The organism is Streptomyces sp. NPDC111744 (genome assembly GCF_055634995.1).
Genome location: NZ_JBVKCG010000019.1, coordinates 39,427 through 57,449, shown reverse-complemented (window position 1 = coordinate 57,449; position 18,023 = coordinate 39,427). Strand labels below are relative to the sequence as shown.

The 18,023-nt window shown below is 70.5% G+C and carries 17 protein-coding genes and 1 pseudogene; 9 read left to right on the top strand and 9 right to left on the bottom strand.

Features of this window, described 5'->3' with window-relative positions; all coding sequences use genetic code 11:
- Positions 1–275: 275 nt before the first annotated feature.
- Together ACZ7OO_RS32785 and ACZ7OO_RS32780 are read right to left on the bottom strand one after the other, a co-directional pair.
- On the bottom strand, positions 276–1,487 hold the full coding sequence (locus ACZ7OO_RS32785) for an AI-2E family transporter (protein WP_471510381.1): 1,212 nt from the start codon (positions 1,485–1,487) through the stop codon (positions 276–278).
- Between the two features lie 79 nt (positions 1,488–1,566).
- Positions 1,567–2,370, bottom strand: a complete 804-nt coding sequence (locus ACZ7OO_RS32780) for a serine hydrolase (protein ID WP_471510379.1) — start codon at positions 2,368–2,370, stop codon at positions 1,567–1,569.
- Between the two features lie 241 nt (positions 2,371–2,611).
- On the opposite strand from ACZ7OO_RS32780, the gene ACZ7OO_RS32775 reads away from it, so the two are divergent.
- Both ACZ7OO_RS32775 and ACZ7OO_RS32770 read left to right on the top strand, forming a co-directional pair.
- On the top strand, positions 2,612–4,069 hold the full coding sequence (locus tag ACZ7OO_RS32775; RefSeq protein WP_471510378.1) for a purine-cytosine permease family protein: 1,458 nt from the start codon (positions 2,612–2,614) through the stop codon (positions 4,067–4,069).
- A gap of 83 nt (positions 4,070–4,152) precedes the next feature.
- On the top strand, positions 4,153–4,503 hold the full coding sequence (locus tag ACZ7OO_RS32770) for a TetR-like C-terminal domain-containing protein (RefSeq protein ID WP_471510548.1): 351 nt from the start codon (positions 4,153–4,155) through the stop codon (positions 4,501–4,503).
- A 13-nt stretch (positions 4,504–4,516) separates the two neighbouring features.
- Here the strand turns inward: ACZ7OO_RS32770 and ACZ7OO_RS32765 are convergent, their stop codons facing one another.
- The gene (locus tag ACZ7OO_RS32765) at positions 4,517–5,041 is read right to left on the bottom strand and encodes a transglycosylase SLT domain-containing protein (RefSeq protein WP_471510376.1); all 525 of its coding nucleotides are present in this window, start codon (positions 5,039–5,041) and stop codon (positions 4,517–4,519) included.
- Between the two features lie 395 nt (positions 5,042–5,436).
- Here ACZ7OO_RS32765 and ACZ7OO_RS32760 point away from each other — a divergent pair, with 395 nt between their 5' ends.
- From ACZ7OO_RS32760 to ACZ7OO_RS32750, 3 genes and pseudogenes are all read left to right on the top strand, one after another.
- On the top strand, positions 5,437–6,162 hold the full coding sequence (locus ACZ7OO_RS32760; RefSeq protein WP_471510374.1) for a response regulator transcription factor: 726 nt from the start codon (positions 5,437–5,439) through the stop codon (positions 6,160–6,162).
- Positions 6,159–7,601: pseudogene (locus ACZ7OO_RS32755) on the top strand (sensor histidine kinase); the annotation flags it as partial. The gene ACZ7OO_RS32760 and the pseudogene ACZ7OO_RS32755, both read left to right, overlap by 4 nt.
- A gap of 424 nt (positions 7,602–8,025) precedes the next feature.
- Complete coding sequence (locus tag ACZ7OO_RS32750; protein WP_471510372.1) at positions 8,026–8,706, top strand: DUF3500 domain-containing protein; 681 nt, start codon at positions 8,026–8,028, stop codon at positions 8,704–8,706.
- Here ACZ7OO_RS32750 and ACZ7OO_RS32745 read toward each other — a convergent pair.
- From ACZ7OO_RS32745 to ACZ7OO_RS32730, 4 genes are read right to left on the bottom strand one after another with little or no spacing between them, the layout of a single operon-like run.
- On the bottom strand, positions 8,689–11,073 hold the full coding sequence (locus ACZ7OO_RS32745; protein ID WP_471510370.1) for a bifunctional salicylyl-CoA 5-hydroxylase/oxidoreductase: 2,385 nt from the start codon (positions 11,071–11,073) through the stop codon (positions 8,689–8,691). The genes ACZ7OO_RS32750 and ACZ7OO_RS32745 overlap by 18 nt on opposite strands.
- Before the next feature lie 11 nt (positions 11,074–11,084).
- A complete protein-coding gene (locus ACZ7OO_RS32740; RefSeq protein WP_471510368.1) occupies positions 11,085–12,725 on the bottom strand; it encodes an AMP-binding protein in 1,641 nt (546 codons plus the stop codon).
- Positions 12,726–12,770: 45 nt separating this feature from the next.
- Complete coding sequence (locus tag ACZ7OO_RS32735; RefSeq protein WP_471510366.1) at positions 12,771–13,670, bottom strand: acyl-CoA thioesterase; 900 nt, start codon at positions 13,668–13,670, stop codon at positions 12,771–12,773.
- Positions 13,667–14,149, bottom strand: coding sequence for a cupin domain-containing protein (locus ACZ7OO_RS32730; RefSeq protein WP_471510364.1), 483 nt, complete (start codon positions 14,147–14,149; stop codon positions 13,667–13,669). Before ACZ7OO_RS32730 ends, ACZ7OO_RS32735 begins: the two co-directional genes overlap by 4 nt.
- Before the next feature lie 170 nt (positions 14,150–14,319).
- Here ACZ7OO_RS32730 and ACZ7OO_RS32725 point away from each other — a divergent pair, with 170 nt between their 5' ends.
- On the top strand, positions 14,320–14,739 hold the full coding sequence (locus tag ACZ7OO_RS32725) for a RidA family protein (RefSeq protein WP_471510362.1): 420 nt from the start codon (positions 14,320–14,322) through the stop codon (positions 14,737–14,739).
- Here ACZ7OO_RS32725 and ACZ7OO_RS32720 read toward each other — a convergent pair.
- Positions 14,736–15,590 (bottom strand): PaaX family transcriptional regulator, encoded by an 855-nt coding sequence (locus tag ACZ7OO_RS32720; RefSeq protein ID WP_471510360.1) that lies wholly within the window; start codon positions 15,588–15,590, stop codon positions 14,736–14,738. The two genes, ACZ7OO_RS32725 and ACZ7OO_RS32720, sit on opposite strands and share 4 nt — an antisense overlap.
- Before the next feature lie 254 nt (positions 15,591–15,844).
- Between ACZ7OO_RS32720 and ACZ7OO_RS32715 the strand changes: the two genes are divergently transcribed.
- Together ACZ7OO_RS32715 and ACZ7OO_RS32710 are read left to right on the top strand one after the other, a co-directional pair.
- On the top strand, positions 15,845–16,450 hold the full coding sequence (locus tag ACZ7OO_RS32715; protein ID WP_471510358.1) for a GOLPH3/VPS74 family protein: 606 nt from the start codon (positions 15,845–15,847) through the stop codon (positions 16,448–16,450).
- A gap of 126 nt (positions 16,451–16,576) precedes the next feature.
- Positions 16,577–16,798, top strand: coding sequence for a response regulator (locus ACZ7OO_RS32710; protein WP_471510356.1), 222 nt, complete (start codon positions 16,577–16,579; stop codon positions 16,796–16,798).
- Positions 16,799–16,991: 193 nt separating this feature from the next.
- On the opposite strand, the gene ACZ7OO_RS32705 is transcribed toward ACZ7OO_RS32710, so the two are convergent.
- A complete protein-coding gene (locus ACZ7OO_RS32705; protein WP_471510546.1) occupies positions 16,992–17,558 on the bottom strand; it encodes a polysaccharide deacetylase family protein in 567 nt (188 codons plus the stop codon).
- Here ACZ7OO_RS32705 and ACZ7OO_RS32700 point away from each other — a divergent pair.
- On the top strand, positions 17,452–17,892 hold the full coding sequence (locus ACZ7OO_RS32700; RefSeq protein ID WP_471510559.1) for a hypothetical protein: 441 nt from the start codon (positions 17,452–17,454) through the stop codon (positions 17,890–17,892). The genes ACZ7OO_RS32705 and ACZ7OO_RS32700 overlap by 107 nt on opposite strands.
- Positions 17,893–18,023: the final 131 nt, after the last annotated feature.

The following is an 18,023-nucleotide window of genomic DNA, read 5'->3' as shown; positions in this document are numbered from 1 at the left end:
GAGGCGAACGAACTCGCCCGCGCTGCCGCGGCGTTCGGGGGCCACGGGTGCCACGGGTGCCAGGTGGCCGGTCCCCGCGCAGACCACCATCCGCGCCACCATCTCCCGCCGCCCCTTCGCCGGAGGCAGGCGCTGACCGTTCGTCCCGTCGGACGGGACCACCGGGTGCGGCGCATCCGCCCGGTGGTCCGGGTTCCCACACCGTCCGGCCGGTCCCGTCGTGCCCCGAAGCGCGCCAGGCCGCCCCGCCAAGGGCGGCTGAGCCCCCGACCGGGTCAGGACCCCGGCGGCGCGGTCCGCAGGGCCCGCACCACCGCCCAGACGACAGAGATGAACGGCACGGCCACGACGGCGCCGATCACCCCCGCGACGATGCTGCCCGCGATGACGGAGACGGCGACGACCAGGGGGTGCAGGCGCACCGCCCAGCTCATCACCAGGGGATGCAGCACATGACCCTCGAGCTGCCCGATGACGACGATGAGCACGAGGACGGCCACGGCCGTGAGCGGCCCGCGCCCGGCCAGCGCGACCACGGTGGCCACACTCAGTGCCACCGGTGAGCCGACCAGCGGGACGAAGGCGGCGAAGAACTCCAGCACGGTGAGCGGCAGCGCGAGCGGCACCCGCAGCACCAGCAGGGCGATGCCGACGAGTACGGCGTTGGTGGCGGCCACGATGATGATGCCGCGGGTGTACCCGGCGAACGTCCGCCAGGCGGCGTGCCCCGCCCGGTCCCACGCGGTCCTGGCCCCTGCGGGCAGCAGCTCGCGGCTCGTCCAGGCCCACAGCCGCTCGCCGGAGCTGATGAAGAAGACGGAGGCGAAGAGCGCGAGCGCGCCTCCGGTGACCAGCTCGACGAGGGTGCCGAACCCGCTGAGCGCCCTGCTGGCCAGGTTGGAGCGGTGGGCCTGGACGTAGTTGACGATCTGCTGCTGGAGATGCGAGAGGGCGCCCGGGCCGAGCCGGAAGGGCGGGCGCTGGAGCCAGACCTCGATGCGATGGATGCCGCCGCGGAACTCGTCGGCCAGCGTCGCCGACTCCTGGGCGACCGCGTTGCCCACCAGGGCCAGCAGGCCGAAGAACACGCAGATGCTGCCGACCAGGCTCACGGCCACGGACAGGGGGCGGGGTAGCCAACGGCTCAGCAGATCGGTGAACGGGCGCAGCACCGAGGTGATGACCAGACCCAGGAACAGGGCTGCGGCGATCAGCTGGAAGCGGCCCAGGACGATGAAGACGCCGTAGACGACGATGCCGAGCACGATGAGGCGCCAGGCATAGGCGCTGGCGATGCGCAGGCCGGGGACGACGACCGCGCTGACGGAGGCGGAGGCCCGCGGATCGCGGGCGCGCTTCGGGATCCACACCGCGCGGGCGGACCGGGTGCCCGGCGCCGCGCCACCACGCCCCCGGCGCGCCCCGCCCCGCCCGGCCGTCGGTCCGCCCGCACCCGCCACCGCACCTCCCGTTGCCGCCTTCGTCACCTCGGGTGCACATGAGGGCACCTCTAGTGCACGTTAGGGGCAATTCGGGCGGGTGGCGGGGTGCGCTGCGCCAAGAGGGTCAGTGTGCCGCCGTTGCGGTGACGGCCGTACGGGCGGCTCGTTCGACGAGTTTCACGCCGTCCGGCATGGACGCGTTGCCGTTGGAGAGGACCGCGACGAGGTAGTGGTGACCGCCGGCCGTGACGCGTCCGACGCTGTTGATGTCCCACAGGTCGGTGGTGGTGCGCATCAGCCAGCCGTTCTTCAGCGCCCACCCGGAGTCGGCGGCGGCCGAGACGCCCCAGGACTGGCCGGCGGCGATCTCGGTCATCAGGGTGCCGATACGGCTTCGGGACGCGGTGTCGAGCGGTGTGGGGCCGGAGCCGAAGATCGCGCGCAGCAGCCGTATCTGATCGCCCGCCGTGGTCCGGGTGAGCCCCCAGCGCCCACCGGAGCCGGCCGTGGTGGAGGTCAGTCCCAGCCGCCTGTTCGCCGACTCAAGGCCGGAGGCCCCGCCGATGGCCCGCCACAGGGCGGTGGCCGCGTCGTTGTCGCTGTCGCGGATCATCACCTCCGCGAGGGCGCTCTCCCGCGCGGTGAGGGCGCGCCGGTGGTCCCGGGCGTGGAGCAGCAGCGAGGCGAGGATGTCGACCTTGACGATGCTCGCCGTGTCGTACGGCGTGTCGTCACCGTAGACCGCGGGTTCCCGGCCGGTGCCGTCCAGGTCGAGGACGGCGGCGGTCACGTGCGCCTCGGCCGGCGCCCGCACGGCCGTACGGAAGTCTCCGGAGCCGGAGACGGAACCGGCCGCCAGGGCCGCCGGCGCGGCGCCGGCGAGCAGGGTCACCACCGTGGCCACGACGGCGAGGGTGCGATTGAGCATGCGGGAGCCTCGGCAGTTCAGGTCGGAGGGACACAGAACTGCGAACGTAGACAAAATGCGCGGTCGGCGACGTGATGGCCGCCACGAAACGGGTGGTTCCGGGCAAATTGTGAGCAGAGCAACAAGGCCGCAGGCGAGGCGGGCAATCCGGGGGAACGGAACACGGATTCCGTAGGCCTCATCCGGACCTTTCCGGGGGAAGAATGTGACCAGAGTGACGGACGGGCCCCTGGGAGGTGCCATGAGCACATCGGCGGAACCGCGGGTGAGCGGTCTGGAGGTCAGGTCCATCGACTATGTGCCGCTGGACGAGCGGCACGGCAAGCTGTGGCATCTGGGTCCGCTGTGGTTCATGTCGAACGCGCAGATCGCCACCCTGGCCGTGGGGCTGATCAGCATCACGGAGGGCGGCAATCTGATCTGGTCGCTGCTGGCGATCGTCGCGGGCACCGTGGTCGGCACGTTCTTCATGGCCTTCCACTCGGCGCAGGGTCCGCAGCTGGGGCTGCCGCAGATGATCCAGTCGCGCCCCCAGTTCGGCTATGTCGGGGCGCTGCTGGTGTGGCTGTTCGCCTATGTGCAGTACGCGGGCTTCAACGTGTTCAACACCAGCCTGGCCGGTGAGGCCCTGAACACCACGATCCACGGCGGCGTGAAACTGTGGGTGATCGTGGTCACCGCCGTCGCGTTCGTCATCGCGCTGGTGGGTTACGACGTCATCCACAAGGCCGAGCGGTTCCTGACCTACACCTTCCTCGTCATCTTCGGGATCTTCACCGTCGGTGTCCTGGTCACCCTGCACTACCCGCCGGGCTCCTTCGACCTCGGCGCCTTCAAGTGGACGCCGTTCCTCGCCCAGTTCGGCGTGGTCGCCGGGTACCAGATCAGCTGGGCCATCTATGTCTCGGACTACTCGCGCTATCTGCCGCCGGACGTGACGGTCCGCAAGACCTTCTACTGGACCTACTTCGGGTCGGCGCTCGGCGGCATCTGGCTGATGGTGCTCGGGACGCTGCTGGCCGCCTGGGCCGGCGACAGCTTCGACACGATCCCCTCGATCAACGCCGCCGGCGACAAGGTCTTCAACGGCTTCGGTGCGATCGTGCTGCTGTTCGCCGCACTGGGCCTGATCTCCGTCACCGCGCTGAACATGTACGGCGGTTCACTGACGCTGATCAGCGCCATCGACTCGTTCAAGCGGGTGCGGCCGACGCTGGGCGTGCGTCTGATCACCATCGGTGTGACCGCGGTGCTCTCCCTGGTCGGCGCGCTGGCGGCGACCTCGAACTTCCTGACGAACTTCAACAACTTCCTGCTGCTGGTGCTCTATCTGTTCATCCCGTGGACCGCGGTGAACCTGATGGACTACTACGTGGTGCGCCGCGGCCACTACGCGATCGCCGAGATCTTCAAACCCGACGGCATCTACGGCCGTTGGGGCTGGCGCGGGATCATCTCCTACCTGGTCGGCTTCGCCGTGATGATCCCGTTCTTCTCCGTCGGCACGCTCTATGTCGGTCCCGCCGCCAAGGCCCTCGACGGCGCGGACATCTCGTTGTTCGTCGGGCTGCCGGTCTCGGCGCTGCTGTACTGGTGGCTGACCCGCTCGGTCGACGTCGAGGCGGAGACCCGTATCGCCGAGGCGGAGGCCGCGGCACTGGAGCAGGCAGCGCACGAGCACCGGGAACCCGAGGTCTAGGCGTTCGGCAGCTTGTCTCCATGCCGTCCGCGACCGGAAAGCCGACGCTGCGGTAGCCGTTCGCCGGGTCGCGTACGTAGTCCATTCAGGTACGGCCGCATGCTCGCGAAGGTGGAGTCGTCGGCCACGGTCTTTCGGCGAGTCCGATCCGGGCGCTGCTCGCGCAGGCCCAGCACGATCCGGCGTTCGCCGGGGAGGAGTTCAGGTCACGTTGCCTGGATCCGCAGCGCCGGCGCGACCGCGCCCTGCTGGAACGGGCCGTGGCGGCGGGCCGGTTGCCCGCCGGGCTCGACCTGGACACCCGGACAGACCAGCTGGTGGGCCCGCTGTACTACCGCGTACTGGTGTCGGCCGGGCCGGTCGGTGAGGAGTTCACCGACGCCCTTGCCGACGCGTTCCTGCTGCGGCACGACGGGCCGGGGCCGGTCCGATGAGTCACCGGCGGGCTCAGTATGCGGAGTTGACGTTGTCGATCGAGCCGTAGCGGTGGGCGGCGTAGTTGGCGGCCGCGGTGATGTTGGCCACCGGGTCGGTGACGCTGTTCGCGGTGCCGTTGACGTGGTACGCGTTGAAGGTGGGGTCGATCACCTGGAGCAGCCCCTTGGAAGGGGTGCCCTTCTGGGCGTTGACGTCCCAGTTGTTCTGGGCGCTCGGGTTGCCGCCGGACTCGCGCATGATGTTGCGCTTGAGGCCGTCGTAGCTGCCCGGAATGCCCTTGGACTTCATGATCTGCAGGGACTGCTTGATCCAGCCGTCGAGGTTGTTCGAGTAGCCGGACTTCTGCCCGGAGGTGGCGCGGCTGTCGTTGCTGGAGGCCGTGACCGCGGTGGAGGCGTGCACCTGCGTCGCTTCGGCGGCCTGCGCGGTCGTCGGCATCAGGGTGAGGGCGGCGGCTGCGGCACCGGTGGTGGCGAGGCCGGTGAGGCCGAGGGCGCGCAGTCGGGCGATGCGGGTGCGAGTGGTCATGGTCATGTAAATGAATCTCTCCGGTGGGGACGGCGTCGGCGCCGGCCGCTGTGTGCGGCGGCATGGGGCGGAGCCCCGTACAGCCGGCGGGAGTGGGCGGACCCGGCGGTGATCCGCTCGGTCCGTCACCGTCTCCCGGCGACGACAGCCATGGTTAGCGGTGGCCGGAGCGGGACGCAATGATGTGACGTACTATCTAACATCGTATAAACAACCGAATTGCCCCTTTTCGGGCGGCTTGCCTGGTGTTCAGGGCGTTGCGGGTCTACGACGCCCGATAGGATGTGATCTGGCTCCTATGGGTGGTGTCACGCTTTCCGGGCCCTTCGAGGGCTGTCGCCGACCCCTGACGGACCTCGCCGCACAGCTCACGAACAGCCCGCCGGGAGAGCATCGTGGGCATGTCTGACACCCCCACACTCGCGGCGGGCGCGATCCGTGTGCTGATCGTCGACGACGAACCCGAGCTGACCGAGTTGCTCTCGGTGGCCGTCACCGCGGCGGGCTGGCGGCCGTTCGTGGCGCAGGACGGGTACGGCGCGCTGCGCACCGCCCGCCGGTCCAGCCCGCACGCCGTCGTGCTGGACGGCATGCTGCCCGACCTGGACGGGATCCAGGTGCTGCGTCGGCTGCGGTACGAGAACGCCGGGCTGCCCGTGCTCATGCTGACCGCCCGGGACGCGGTGGAGTACCGGCTCGACGGGCTGTCCTCCGGCGCCGACGACTATGTGACCAAGCCCTTCTCCCTGGAGGAGGTGATGCTCCGGCTGCGCGGGCTGCTGCGCCGCTCCGGGGCCGGCGAGGCCGCCGAGGAGGAAGGGGTACGGATCCTCGGCGACCTGGTGCTCGGTGAGAGGACCCGCGAGGTGCGCCGGGGCGGCACGCCGATCTCGCTCACCGCGAAGGAGTTCGACCTGCTGCGGTTCCTGATGAGCCACCCCCGCCAGGTACTCAGCAAGTCGCAGATCCTCCACCACGTGTGGAACAGCTCGTTCGACGGCGGCGGGAATCTGGTGGAGGTCTATGTCTACGGCCTGCGAGCGAAGATCGACAAGGAGCGCCGGCCGATGATCCATACCGTGCGGGGCGCCGGATACGTCCTCAGACCGGCGGACGACGAGGCATGACGGCGGTCCGCCGCGCCCTGGCTCATCTCCGCGGGCGCTCGCTGCGGGCCCGTATGGTCCTCGTCCACGCCGTCACCCTGGCCGCCGTCTGTGCGGCGATGGCCCTCGCCACCGTGCTCGTCCAGCGCTACTACCTGATCCGGGACCTGGACCAGCGGGTCAGCGACGCCGCCGAGCACAGCCAGGGCGGCCGGGAGCACGGGCCGCCCGGCGCGAACCTCGGCTTCCTCAACGAACGGGGCCAGCACACCGGCACCCTGGCCGCCCTCGTCGACGGGGGCCGGATCACCACGGCCGAAGTGGTGACCGACGACGGACCGCACACCCTCACCCCCGCTCAGCGCGCCGCCCTGACCGGCCTTCCGGCGGACGGGACCCTGCACACCCGGACCCTCCCCGGCCTGGGCGCCTACCGGCTGACCGCCGTCGGCGAGGGCGGCACCACCATGCTGGCAGGGCTGCCCGTGGGAAACGTGCAGCACATGATCGACTCCCTGGTCGCGGTCGAGGCCGGTATCGCCGGCATCGGGCTGGTGCTGGCGGGATCCGTGTCCGCCGTGGCGATCCGCCGTCAGCTGCGGCCGCTGCGGCGGGTCGCCACCACCGCCGTCGAGGTCTCGCACGCGCCGCTCGACCGGGGCGAGGTCAGCGGGCTCACCCGGGTGCCCACGGCGGACACCGATCCGCGCACCGAGGTCGGCCAGGTCGGCGTCGCCCTCAACCGGCTGATCGACCACGTGGAGTGGTCCCTCTCCGAACGGCAGCGCACCGAGGAGCACATGCGCCGCTTCCTCGCCGACGCCAGCCACGAGCTGCGCACCCCGCTCGCCTCGATCGCCGGATACGCCGAGCTGATGCTGATGGGCGTGGACGCTGGGAGGATCGAACCGGAGCTGGCCTGGCGCCGTGTCTCCGACCAGTCGGCGCGGATGACGGGACTGGTCGAGGATCTCCTGCTGCTCGCCCGCCTCGAGGAGGGCAGGCCGCTGGAGGCGGCCGCGGTGAACCTGGCGACCCTGGTCGGGGACGCGGTCTGGGACGCACGGGCGGTCGGGTCCGACCACCACTGGCAGCTGGTGCTGCGCCTGGACGCACCCGCCACGGTGACCGGCGACCCGTCCCGGCTGCACCAGGTGGTGGCCAACCTGCTGGCCAACGCCCGGGTCCACACCCCCGCCGGGACGCGCATCACGGTGACGGTGGAGTCGGCGGACGGGCACTGCGCGATCCGGGTGCACGACGACGGGCCTGGCATACCCGCCGCTCTGCTGCCGACGGTCTTCGAACGCTTCACCCGGGGCGACGCCTCCCGCTCCCGTGCCCCCGGCGCCGAGGGCGGGGCGGGGCTGGCGCTGGCGATCGCGGCGGCGATCACCCAGGCGCACGGCGGCCGGGTCGAGGTAGACGGCGCGCCAGGCGGCACCGAGTTCACGCTTCAGCGGAGCCTCAGTTGGCCGCACCAGGCTGGTCGCCCGGTGGCCGTCCACGAAGGGCGCGCCCATGACGAAGGGAGCCGCATGTCCGAGATCGACGCCGGCGAAGGCGCGACGCAGATACCGGAAGCCTCGGAGCGTCCCGAGGCGAGTCGTCGTAACTTCATGCGCAAGGTGTTCTTCGCGTCCGGGGCGACGGCCCTGGTGACCATGGGCAGCGCCGGGGCCTGGACGGCGCTCGCCGACGACAGCACGGGTACGGCCGACGCCTCGGCCAGCCCCTCCCCCAGCGCTCCGCCGAGCGGTGGCCCGGGCGGTGGCGGCGCCGGTGGTCCGGGCAACCAGTCGCTGACGGAGGAGTTCTTCGGTTTGACGACTGACGGCAAGCGGATCGACGACCTTCAACCAGGACGCCTACTACTGGACGCTCATGGGCACCCCGTCCGCCACCGAGCCCTGGGGTTTCCAGTTCGACGGCCACCACCTGGTCATCAACTACTTCGTGCTGGGCGACCAGGTCGTCATGAGCCCCTGCTTCTGGGGCTCGGAGCCGACCACCATGGAGATCGACGGCGAGACGGTCACCGTCTGCCACGAGGAGGTGCTCGCGAGTCTCGCCTTCGTCAACTGCCTCACGGCCGAACAGCAGTCGGTCGCGATCGCCTCGGCCGCCAAGACCAACGAGTCGATGAAGGCGGGCGCCTTCTCGGACAACGCGGTCCAGGCCTACGAGGGCATCCGCGGCAAGGCCCTCACCCGCGTTCAGCAGCAGAAGCTCCTCGGCATCGTCGAGGCGTTCGCCGGCCGGGCCAAGGCCGACGCGGCCAGGGTGCGCCTGGCCGAGGTGCGGGCCCATCTCGACGACACGTATGTGACCTGGGCCGGTGGCACGGGCGCCGACGACGCGTTCTACGTGCGGGTGCACAGCCCGGTGGTCTGGGCCGAGGTCGACTGCCAGGGCCCCGGTCCGCTCGCCGGGGCGTACGGCGCGAGCCAGGGCAGCGGCCCCACCCAGATGCATGTGCACTCGGTCATCCGCACACCCAACGGCAACGACTACGGCAAGGAACTGATCCGCCAGCACTACCTGACGTCACCCCACCACCGGTAGTCCCTCCCCCAGGGGCTTCCACCGCAGGTGGACGCTCTCCCCCGCCGAGTCCGCCCGCAGCAGGGACAGGCGGGGGCGTACCGCGTCGGTGCGTGCGGTGGGCGGCTTGCGGCGGCCGGCCGCGAACTGGACCGGCCACTCGGCAGCCGGGCCCCGGTACTCCTGGTCGGCCGCCGCGTGCAGGGTCCAGTGCGGGTCGTACAGGTGGGTGCGTCCTACGGCGCACAGGTCGGCGCGGCCCGCCAGCAGGATCGAGTTCACGTCGTCGTAGGAGGCGATGGCGCCGACCGCGATCACGGCAGTCCCGGTCGCGGCGGCTACTTCGTGGCGGATCCGGTCGGCGAACGGAGTCTGGTAGGAGCGGCCGTAGGAGGGGCGTTCGTCCTTGGTGACCTGGCCGGTGGAGACGTCGATGGCGTCCGCGCCGTGTGCGATGAAGGCGCGGGCGATCTCCACGGCGTCGTGTTCGGTGTTGCCGTCGGGGGCCCAGTCGGTCGCGGAGATCCGCACGGTCATCGGCCGCTCGGCGGGCCAGACGGACCGCACCGCGTCGAAGACCTCCAGGGGGTAGCGCAGCCGGTTCTCCAGCGGGCCGCCGTACTCGTCGGTGCGGTGGTTGGCGAGGGGGGAGAGGAAGGAGGAGAGCAGGTAGCCGTGGGCGCAGTGGAGTTCGAGGAGGTCGAAGCCGGCCTCGGCGCCGCGGCGGGCCGCTTCGACGAACTCGGCGGCGGTGGCGTCGAGTTCGGTGCGGGTGAGTTCACGGGGGACGGGCGATCCGGGGCCGTACGGCAGCCCGGACGGGCCCACGATCTCCCAGTTGCCGTCGGGGAGCGGTTCGTCCATGCCCTCCCACATCAGACGGGTCGAGCCCTTGCGGCCGGAGTGGCCGAGCTGGAGGCCGACACGGGCGGTGCTGCGTTCATGGACGAAGGAGACGATCCGCTGCCAGGAGTCGCGCTGTTCGTCGTTCCACAGCCCGGTGCAGCCGGGGGTGATACGGCCCTCGGGCGAGACGCAGACCATCTCCGTCATCACCAGCCCCGCCCCGCCCATCGCCTTCGAACCCAGATGGACCAGGTGGAAGTCGCCGGGCACGCCGTCGACGGCGGAGTACATGTCCATCGGGGAGACGATCACCCGGTTCTTCAGCTCCAGCCGCCCGATGCGGAACGGCTGGAACATCGCGGGTGCCCGGGTGCTCAGTCCCTGCGCCGCGGCGAAGGCTGCGTCGACACGGTCGGCGAACTCCTCGTCGCGGGTGCGCAGGTTGTCGTACGTGATACGGCGTGAACGGGTCAGGAGGTTGAAGCAGAACTGGGTGGGTTCCTGGCCGGCGTACATGCCGATGTTCTCGAACCACTCCAGCGAGGCCTGCGCGGCCCGCTGGGTGGACTCCACGACGGGCCGCCGCTCGCTCTCGTAGGCGGTCAACGCGCTGTCCGTGTCGCGGTGTTCGTGGAGACAGGCGGCCAGGGCGAGGGCGTCCTCCATGGCCAGCTTGGTGCCGGAGCCGATGGAGAAGTGGGCGGTGTGTGCGGCGTCGCCGATGAGGACGAGGTTGCCGTGGTGCCAGTGCTCGTTGCGGACGGTGGTGAAGTTCAGCCACTTGGAGTTGTTGGCGAACATCCGGTGGCCGCCGAGTTCCTCGGCGAACAGCTCCCGGATCCGGGCCACGGCCTGCTCGTCGGAGACACCCGGCTCGGACACGGTGTGCTCCGTGACGTCGAAGCCGGCCCGGCGCCAGACGTCCTCGTGCATCTCCACGATGAAGGTCGACCCGGTGTCGGAGTAGGGGTAGCCATGGACCTGCATGACCCCCCACTCCGTCTCCTTGACGAAGAACTGGAAGGCCTCGAAGACCCGGTCCGTGCCCAGCCACATGTACTTGCAGCGCCGCCGGTCCAGGGACGGGCCGAATGCGTCCGTGTAGGCCGCCCGGACGCCTGAGTTGACGCCGTCCGCGCCGACGACGAGGTCGTGCGAGGCGCGCAGTTCGGTCACCTCGGGTGCCGGGGTCGAGAAGTGCAGGGTGACGCCCAGTTCCCGGCAGCGCTCCTGGAGGAGGTGCAGCAGTTCCTTGCGGCTCATCGCGGCGAAGCCCTGGCCGCCGACGGTGTGGCTCTCGCCCCGGTAGTGGATGTCGATGTCCGTCCAGCGGGCGAAGCGGCGGGACATGGCCTCGGCGAAGACGGTGTCGGCGTTCTCGATGCCGCCGAGTGTCTCGTCGGAGAACACCACGCCGAAGCCGAAGGTGTCGTCGGGGGCGTTGCGTTCCCACACGGTGATCTCGTGGGCGGGGTCCAGCTGCTTCAGCAGCGCCGCGAGGTAGAGCCCTCCCGGGCCACCGCCGATGATCGCGATTTTCAAGGGAGTTCCTCTCACTGCTCAGCGGCCTGTTCGGCTTCGATGATCTTGCGGAGCGCGAACCGCTGGAGTTTTCCGCTGGTGTTGCGCGGCAACGCGTCATGGAACCGCACGTCACGCGGGTACTTGTAGGGCGCCAGGACCTGCTTCACGTGGTCCTGGATCTCCTTGGCCTTCGCCGGATCCCCGGCGACACCCTCGCGCAGGACGACGAAGGCGCAGACGACCGAGCCTCGCTCCGGGTCGGGGCGGGCCACTACGGCGGACTCGACGACGTCCGGGTGGGTGTCGATGGCGGCCTCCACCTCGGGGCCGCCGATGTTGTACCCGGAGGAGACGATCATGTTGTCGCTGCGGGCGTGGTAGTAGAAGTAGCCGTCCTCGTCGCGGTGGAAGATGTCACCGGTGACGTTCCAGCCGCCCACGACATAGTCCTGCTGGCGCTTGTCGTCGAGGTAGCGGCAGCCGACCGGGCCGATGACGCCGAGCCGCCCCGGCTCCCCCGGGCCGAGTTCCGCGCCGTCGAGATCCAGGATCGTGGCGCGGTAGCCGGGCACGGGGCGTCCGGTGGCGCCGGGCCGGATGCCGTCGCCGGCTGCGGAGATGAATATGTGCAGCAGTTCGGTCGCGCCGATGCCGTCGACGACCTTCAGTCCGATGCGGTCCCGCAGTTCCCGCCAGGTGGAGAGCGGTATGTGCTCGCCGGCCGACACCCCCACCCGGACGCTGCTCAGTTGGCGTTCCTTGCCGTCGCGCAGGATTGCCTTGTAGGCGGTGGGCGCGGTCGCGAGGACAGTGACCCCGTGTTTCTCGACGAGGTCGGCGAGCTGGGCCGGTGTCGCCGTCTCGGTTAGCAGGGCGCAGGCGCCGGCCCGCAGCGGGAAGACGACCAGCATGCCGAGGCCGAAGGTGAAGGCGAACGGCGCGGTGCAGGCGACCAGATCCTCCTCCCGCAGCCCCAGGACGTGCCGGCCGAAGGTGTTGTCGATGGACAGGACGTCCCGGTGGAAATGCATCGTGATCTTGGGCTCGCCGGTGCTTCCCGAGGTGGGGCCGAGGAGTGCCACGTCGTCGGCGGCCGTCTCCACGTCCCTGAAATCACCGGACTTGGCGGCGCACCGGGTCACCAGGTCGTCGGGGCCGGGCCCCCCGTACTCGACCAGCCGCAGGCCGGGCAGGACGGTGCGGACCTCGTCGGTGAAGCGGTGGTCAACCAGGGCGATCGCGGGACGGGTCCGTTCGGCGATCGGGATGATCTCGCGGGCACGCAGTGCGGCCATGGTGGTGACCACGACCCCGCCCGCTTTGAGGACGCCGAGCCAGCAGGCCACCGTCCAGGGGGTGTTGGGCGCGCGCAGCAGTACGCGCCGGCCCGGTACCAGGCCCAGGTCCTCGGTGAGGAACTGGGCGACCTGGTTGGCGCGGGTGCGCAGTTCGCCGTACGTCCACAGCTCCCCGGCCGGGGTGCGCAGGGCGGGGCGGTCAGGGCCGTGGCGTTCGACGGCCGCGTCGATGAGCTCGGTGGCCGCGTTGAGGCGGGCCGGGTAGCTCAGTTCGGGTGTGGTGAACTCGATCGTGGGCCACAGTTCGGCGGGCGGGAGATGGTCCCGGGCAAAGGTGTCCAGGTGCGAGGAGGGTGAGAGCGGAACAGCCAACGTGGGGTTCCTTCCGGGAGCTCGCCGGTGGCGCACGACGGGCGGTCAGGCGGTGCGGAGCATGCCCTCCTGGACGACAGTGGCCAGGTGACGGTGGTCGCGGGTGAAGAAGCGTCCGTTGCCGAGGCCGCGGCCCGCGTCGGCGGCCACCGCTTCCTGGGCGTAGAGGAGCCAGTCGCCCACCGGTGCGGGGCGGTGGAACCACATGGCGTGGTCGAGGCTGGCGGTGACCAGGCCGGGATCGGCCCAGGCCAGGTCGAGGACCCGGAGGACGGGTTCGAGGATGGTGTAGTCGCAGACGTAGGCGAGGGCTGCGAGGTCGCGCTGGGCGTCGGTGAGTCCCTCGACGGGCCGCAGTGCGTCGAACGGCCGAAGCCAGACCGCCTGATGGGGCAGCCGCTCGCCCTCGACGGTGAGGTAGACGGGTCCGGGGACATGGCGCATGTCGAAGCCGCGGCCGGTGCGCCAGTAGGCCTTGGACTCGTCGGTCATGGTGCCGCCGGTGCGGTCGGCGAGGTACTCGGCGGCGCTGGGCAGGGTCTCGGGGTCGAGGACGTCCCCGGTGAACTCGGCGTGGAAGGAGGCGCCCGGCTCCCCCGCCGCGAAGTTGGCGAGGCAGACGTAGAGTGCCTTGCCGTTCTGGTAGCCGCGCACCTGGCGGGTGCTGTAGCCGCGGCCGTCGCGCACCACCTCGACCTCGTAGCGGACCTCGGCGCCGATGTCGGCCGGGCGCAGGAAGTAACTGTGCATCGAGTGCAGCGACTTGCCGTCGGTCACCGAGCGCATCGCGGCGGCGGCGGCCTGGGCGACGAGGTCGCCGCCGTAGGCCTTGGGCCAGGGGCAGGGCTGGGTGGTGGCTGTGAAGGCGAGGTCGAAGTGCTCGGGCGCGGCGGGCTTGAGCGTCAGGGCGGCGGTGACGATCGCGGAGGTCGGGGCGGCGGTCATCGGTTCAGCCAGTCGCGCAGGTCGGTGTCGGCCACGTCGGGCAGGTTCACCACGATGTTCTCCGGGGTCCGGGTGGTCATCCAGACGAGCGGCTTGGTCCTGGAGAGGTTGCACTCGACGTGCGGCATGAAGGGCGGCACGAAGACCCAGTCGCCCTCCGTCATGTCGACGTAGTCCTCGAACTTCTCGCCGAAGTAGATCCGGGCCCGGCCGGACAGGACGTATCCGCCGGTCTCGGCCTCGCCGTGGTGGTGGGTGACCGAGCGGTAGCCGGGCTCATTGCTGACCTTGCCGTACCACAGGCGGCGCGCCGGGGTGTGCTGGGCGCTGACGCCCGACACGCGGACGGCTCCGCCCGAGTCGGCGGTGTTCACGTCCTCCTGCCCGCCCCGGGTCACGACGGGCGCGACGATGCCGCTGGGCAGCCGGTACATCGCGTTGTCGCCTTCGAGTCGGTACTTACTGAGGTCGGGCTCCATGGAACGGCTCCGTTTCCGTGGCTTGCCGGGGGCGTCGGCCTGTCGAGGGCGTCGGCCTGTCGAGGTCCAGAAGAGGACCGCGCTCTATCTCGTATCTTTCACGGTCGTCATTTATTGTCAATACGACCGGCCGTGCGGCCGGAGCCGGACACCACCGAACCGGAGGCCTCATGACTCCCGTCGCCGTGAACCCGCCCGAACTGCCCGCCCCGAGCGGCTACTCGCACGGGACGCTCGCGGGAAACACGCTCCATCTGGGCGGCCAGACCGCACTCGATGCCGATATGAAGATCGTTCCGGGCGGGATCGTCGAGCAGTTCCGCCAGGCGTTCGGCAATGTGCTCACCACGCTGCGGGCGGCGGGCGGTGAGCCGGCGGACCTGGTGAGCGTGACGATCTATCTCACCGACATCCCCGACTACCAGGCGCACGGCAAGGAGATCGGCAGGGTGTGGCGGGAGCTCGCGGGGCCGGTGTATCCGGCGATGGCGGGCATCGGCTGCACCGCGCTCTGGCAGCCGGAGGCGATGATCGAGATCCTCGGCGTGGCCGTGATCCCGGAGGAACGGCTGGTCAGGCCATTGGCCTAGGACGTGTGGATGACCGCAAGCGCGTGCTCGCGGGCGGGGGACCGCAGCGTCCTGTCGAGTTCTTCGAACAGCGCGCCGGCGGTCTCGCCGCGCCAGCCCGGCGGCAGCAGGGACAGCGGCAGGCCGGGGTCGCGGTAGGGGAGCCTGCGCCACTCGGTGAGCATCGGCAGATAGATCCCGAACGCCTCGTGCGGCGCGATCCCGCCCGCGGCCGCGCGCTCGCGCACCGGCCCGTACCGCGCGAGGAAGTCCGCGTACAGCGCGGTGAGCTCGTCGAGGTCCCACCACTCACGGACCTTCGCCGACAGGTCGCCGAAGGCGAAGTGGTCTCCGGTGAAGATGTCGACGTACGGCGTCAGTTCCAGGCGTTGCAGGGTGCGGCGGGTCTCGTCGGCGAGGATGCCGGGGGCCACCCACACTCCGGGGGCCGCGGTGCCGAAGCCCAGACGGGTCAGGGCCGTGCGCAGGGCGTGGCGCTTGTCGCGCTCGGACTCGGGCACCGAGAAGACGACGACGAGCCAGCCGTCGTCGGCCGCGGCCCGGTTGCGCTCGAAGATGCGTGTGTCGCCCTCCGCCAGCACCTCAAGCGTGCTGTCGGCGACGGCGTACCCGGCGGCCCCCTCGTGGCGCTCGCTCCGCAGCACCCCTCGCCGCTTCAGCCGGGAGACCGCGGAGCGGACGGCCTGCCCCTCCACCCCGAGGTCGGCCATGAGGCGTATCACCGAGGCCACGGAGAGCCAGTTGTGCTCACCGCGCGCATACAGCCCGAAGAGGGTGATGATCAGGGGGCCCAGCCGGCTGTCCCGGCCACCCGCACCGACGGCGGACGACGGCTCGACCTCCGCTGTCATGTCCACCCACCTCCGGCCGATGTCACCCTTCTGATCGCCAAGCAGCCTATCGCGCGTGTCGGCGCTCCACCGGCGCCGCGGACGCCCGCACCCGCGCCCTCGCCCACTCCCGGCGTGCCGCCTGCGGCCTGCGAGGCTGCGGCCTGGGAGGCTGCCGCCCGGGCATCAATTTCGTCCGCGCCACCGTTGTTCCCGATACCTCCGGAAGTTCTGGTACTTCTGGTGCCTCTGTTGTCTCTGTTGGGGAGTCCGACATGACCACACCCCGGGACCTGTTCATCGTCACCGTGTACGACGCCGCCGCCCGGCCCGTCGAGCAGGGCGACCTCTCGCTCGCCCTCGCGGGAGCCGAACTGGTCGATCTCCTCGGCGCCGGGGCGGCCACCCTCGACGACGAGCTCATCGTGCCCGCTCCCCAGGGCGGCACGGGCGACCGGCTCCTCGACCAGGCGGAGGTGGCACTGAAACGCGACACACCGTACGAGTCGGTCGAGGACTGGCTGTGGCGCCGGGGGCGCGGCCTGTCCGCCGCCTACCTCGCCGAACTGGAGGAGGACGGGACGGTCACCCGGCAGCGGCGGCGCTGGCTGCCGCTGCCGACCGGGCGGACGGCGCCGGCCGACTCACCCGAGCATTCCCGGGCGCGCGAGCGCTGGACGTCGGGTGAGCCCGTGCTCGCCGCCTTCGCGGCCGCCGTGGGCATCCAGGACGAGGCGCCCAAGGACCTCGCGAGTGCCGTCTCCGACGCGACCGTGACGGTGGTGGCCGCCGTGGACGACGCCGTGACGGAGCTGGCCGCCGTCCGGCAGCGGCGGGAGATCGAGAACGCGGCCTTCGACAACGTGTGGCGCGGCCTTTGACATGCTCCTCGCCCTGAAGGGCGAGGATTCCGGCCTTCCTTGACTGGTTGCTGTGCCGCTACGCGGCACGGTTTCCGGTCGGGAATCCGTGGCTTCCTCTTTCCGGCCACCGCTCAGGCTTGAACCATGCGCATCCTCGTGATCGAGGACGACGACACGCTCGGCGCCTCCTTGACCTGGGGGCTGCGCGCCGAGGGCTATGCCGTCGTACTCGCCGCCGACGGCACCGAGGGCCTGTGGCAGGCCACCGAGCACGGTTCGACCTTCGCCTACCCGGTCCTGTTGGCCCACATGCGCTCTCTGCTGCGGCGCGCCGCCACCCCGCGCTGCTCACGGCCGGCGATCTGACTCTGGACCCGGCCACCCGCACCGTCCGGCGGGCCGGTCGAGTCATCGCCCTCACGCCGGGCGAACTCTCCGTCCTGGAGTACCTTCTGCGCGCGGACGGGCGCGCGGTGCCCAAGGGGGTAGGGCGCACCCGCGGTGGGACTGGACGGCGGCCAGCCCGGTGCTCTCCAGGCCGCACCCGGGCGGGACCGCATCACCTGTTCGGTGCACTGATGTAGTCCTCCAGGCGTGCCACGGCGAATCCCTGTTCCTCGATCTGCCTGAGCAGATTGCCGAACATCTGCGTCATGGTGGCGCCTTGGAGCTGCTTGGGCCCGCGGAAATGGACGAGAATGATGTCGCCCGCGTGCAACTTCTTGTCCGGGCGCTGGTACTGGAGGCTGGTGATCCGCACGGTCTCCCGCCACCAGACGATCGCCCGGGGCCCGCACTTGCTCACCGCAGTCTCGGTGTTCTTGTCGTACACACCGTAGGGCGGACGGAACAACAGCGGCGCGGTGCCGTAGTGCTCGGTGAGGACCTTCTGGTCCCCGCACACCTCGTTCTCCTGGCGGGCCAGCGAGAGGTGACTCATCACAGGGTGATGCAGGGTGTGGTTCTGAATGTGGTCACCCAACGCCTGCAACGGTTTGAAGTAGGCGTAGTCCGGTTTGATGGCGTCGTTCATCAAGAACATCGTGAAAGGCGTCCTCAAGTCACGCATCATTTCGACGAACGCGGGATCCTTTTCCAATCCGTCGTCGATGGTGATGAAAACCACCCGCTGCGACGTCGATACCTGTGCGAACACCGGGACCTCACCGGTGGCGGAGAGTGCGATGGGCTTGTCCGCCGGAGGTTTCGGCGCCAGGCGCATCGGGGTCAGCCCCCACCTGTGCCAGGCAGCAAGGCTCGGCGTGGCGCTGGAAGCACCACTGGGGGTGCCTGATGGCGAGGCGGCCCCGTCGTGTCCTGCACAACCACCGACTGCCAGGACTGCCATGACCGCGACCACTGCTGCCAGTGGGCCGCAGAAGCCACCGGGCCGACGATGCCGCTTCACCGCACCGGTCTCCGAAGTCTCCGAATTTCCCTGCCACAGTTCACTCTGCTGAGAACGGTACCCCCGGCCGGACGGGAACCCGGTGGCACGGCGCGCGGTACATCCGCCGACCGAACTGGATCACCGAGGCCGTCCGGACGCGCACCTGCCGCTTCCCGCCGACTGCGCGCCATCCCACCCCGC

Excerpts from the sequence above, each read along its gene's own strand:
- ACZ7OO_RS32715 (WP_471510358.1), top strand. The coding sequence starts at position 15,845 with ATGACCACACCCCGGGACCTGTTCATCGTCACCGTGTACGACGCCGCC.
- ACZ7OO_RS32765 (WP_471510376.1), bottom strand. The coding sequence starts at position 5,041 with ATGACCATGACCACTCGCACCCGCATCGCCCGACTGCGCGCCCTCGGC.
- ACZ7OO_RS32725 (WP_471510362.1), top strand. The coding sequence starts at position 14,320 with ATGACTCCCGTCGCCGTGAACCCGCCCGAACTGCCCGCCCCGAGCGGC.
- ACZ7OO_RS32730 (WP_471510364.1), bottom strand. The coding sequence starts at position 14,149 with ATGGAGCCCGACCTCAGTAAGTACCGACTCGAAGGCGACAACGCGATG.
- ACZ7OO_RS32735 (WP_471510366.1), bottom strand. The coding sequence starts at position 13,670 with ATGACCGCCGCCCCGACCTCCGCGATCGTCACCGCCGCCCTGACGCTC.
- ACZ7OO_RS32700 (WP_471510559.1), top strand. The coding sequence starts at position 17,452 with ATGGCGTCGTTCATCAAGAACATCGTGAAAGGCGTCCTCAAGTCACGC.
- ACZ7OO_RS32750 (WP_471510372.1), top strand. The coding sequence starts at position 8,026 with ATGGGCACCCCGTCCGCCACCGAGCCCTGGGGTTTCCAGTTCGACGGC.
- ACZ7OO_RS32720 (WP_471510360.1), bottom strand. The coding sequence starts at position 15,590 with ATGACAGCGGAGGTCGAGCCGTCGTCCGCCGTCGGTGCGGGTGGCCGG.
- ACZ7OO_RS32710 (WP_471510356.1), top strand. The coding sequence starts at position 16,577 with ATGCGCATCCTCGTGATCGAGGACGACGACACGCTCGGCGCCTCCTTG.
- ACZ7OO_RS32760 (WP_471510374.1), top strand. The coding sequence starts at position 5,437 with ATGTCTGACACCCCCACACTCGCGGCGGGCGCGATCCGTGTGCTGATC.
- ACZ7OO_RS32775 (WP_471510378.1), top strand. The coding sequence starts at position 2,612 with ATGAGCACATCGGCGGAACCGCGGGTGAGCGGTCTGGAGGTCAGGTCC.
- ACZ7OO_RS32780 (WP_471510379.1), bottom strand. The coding sequence starts at position 2,370 with ATGCTCAATCGCACCCTCGCCGTCGTGGCCACGGTGGTGACCCTGCTC.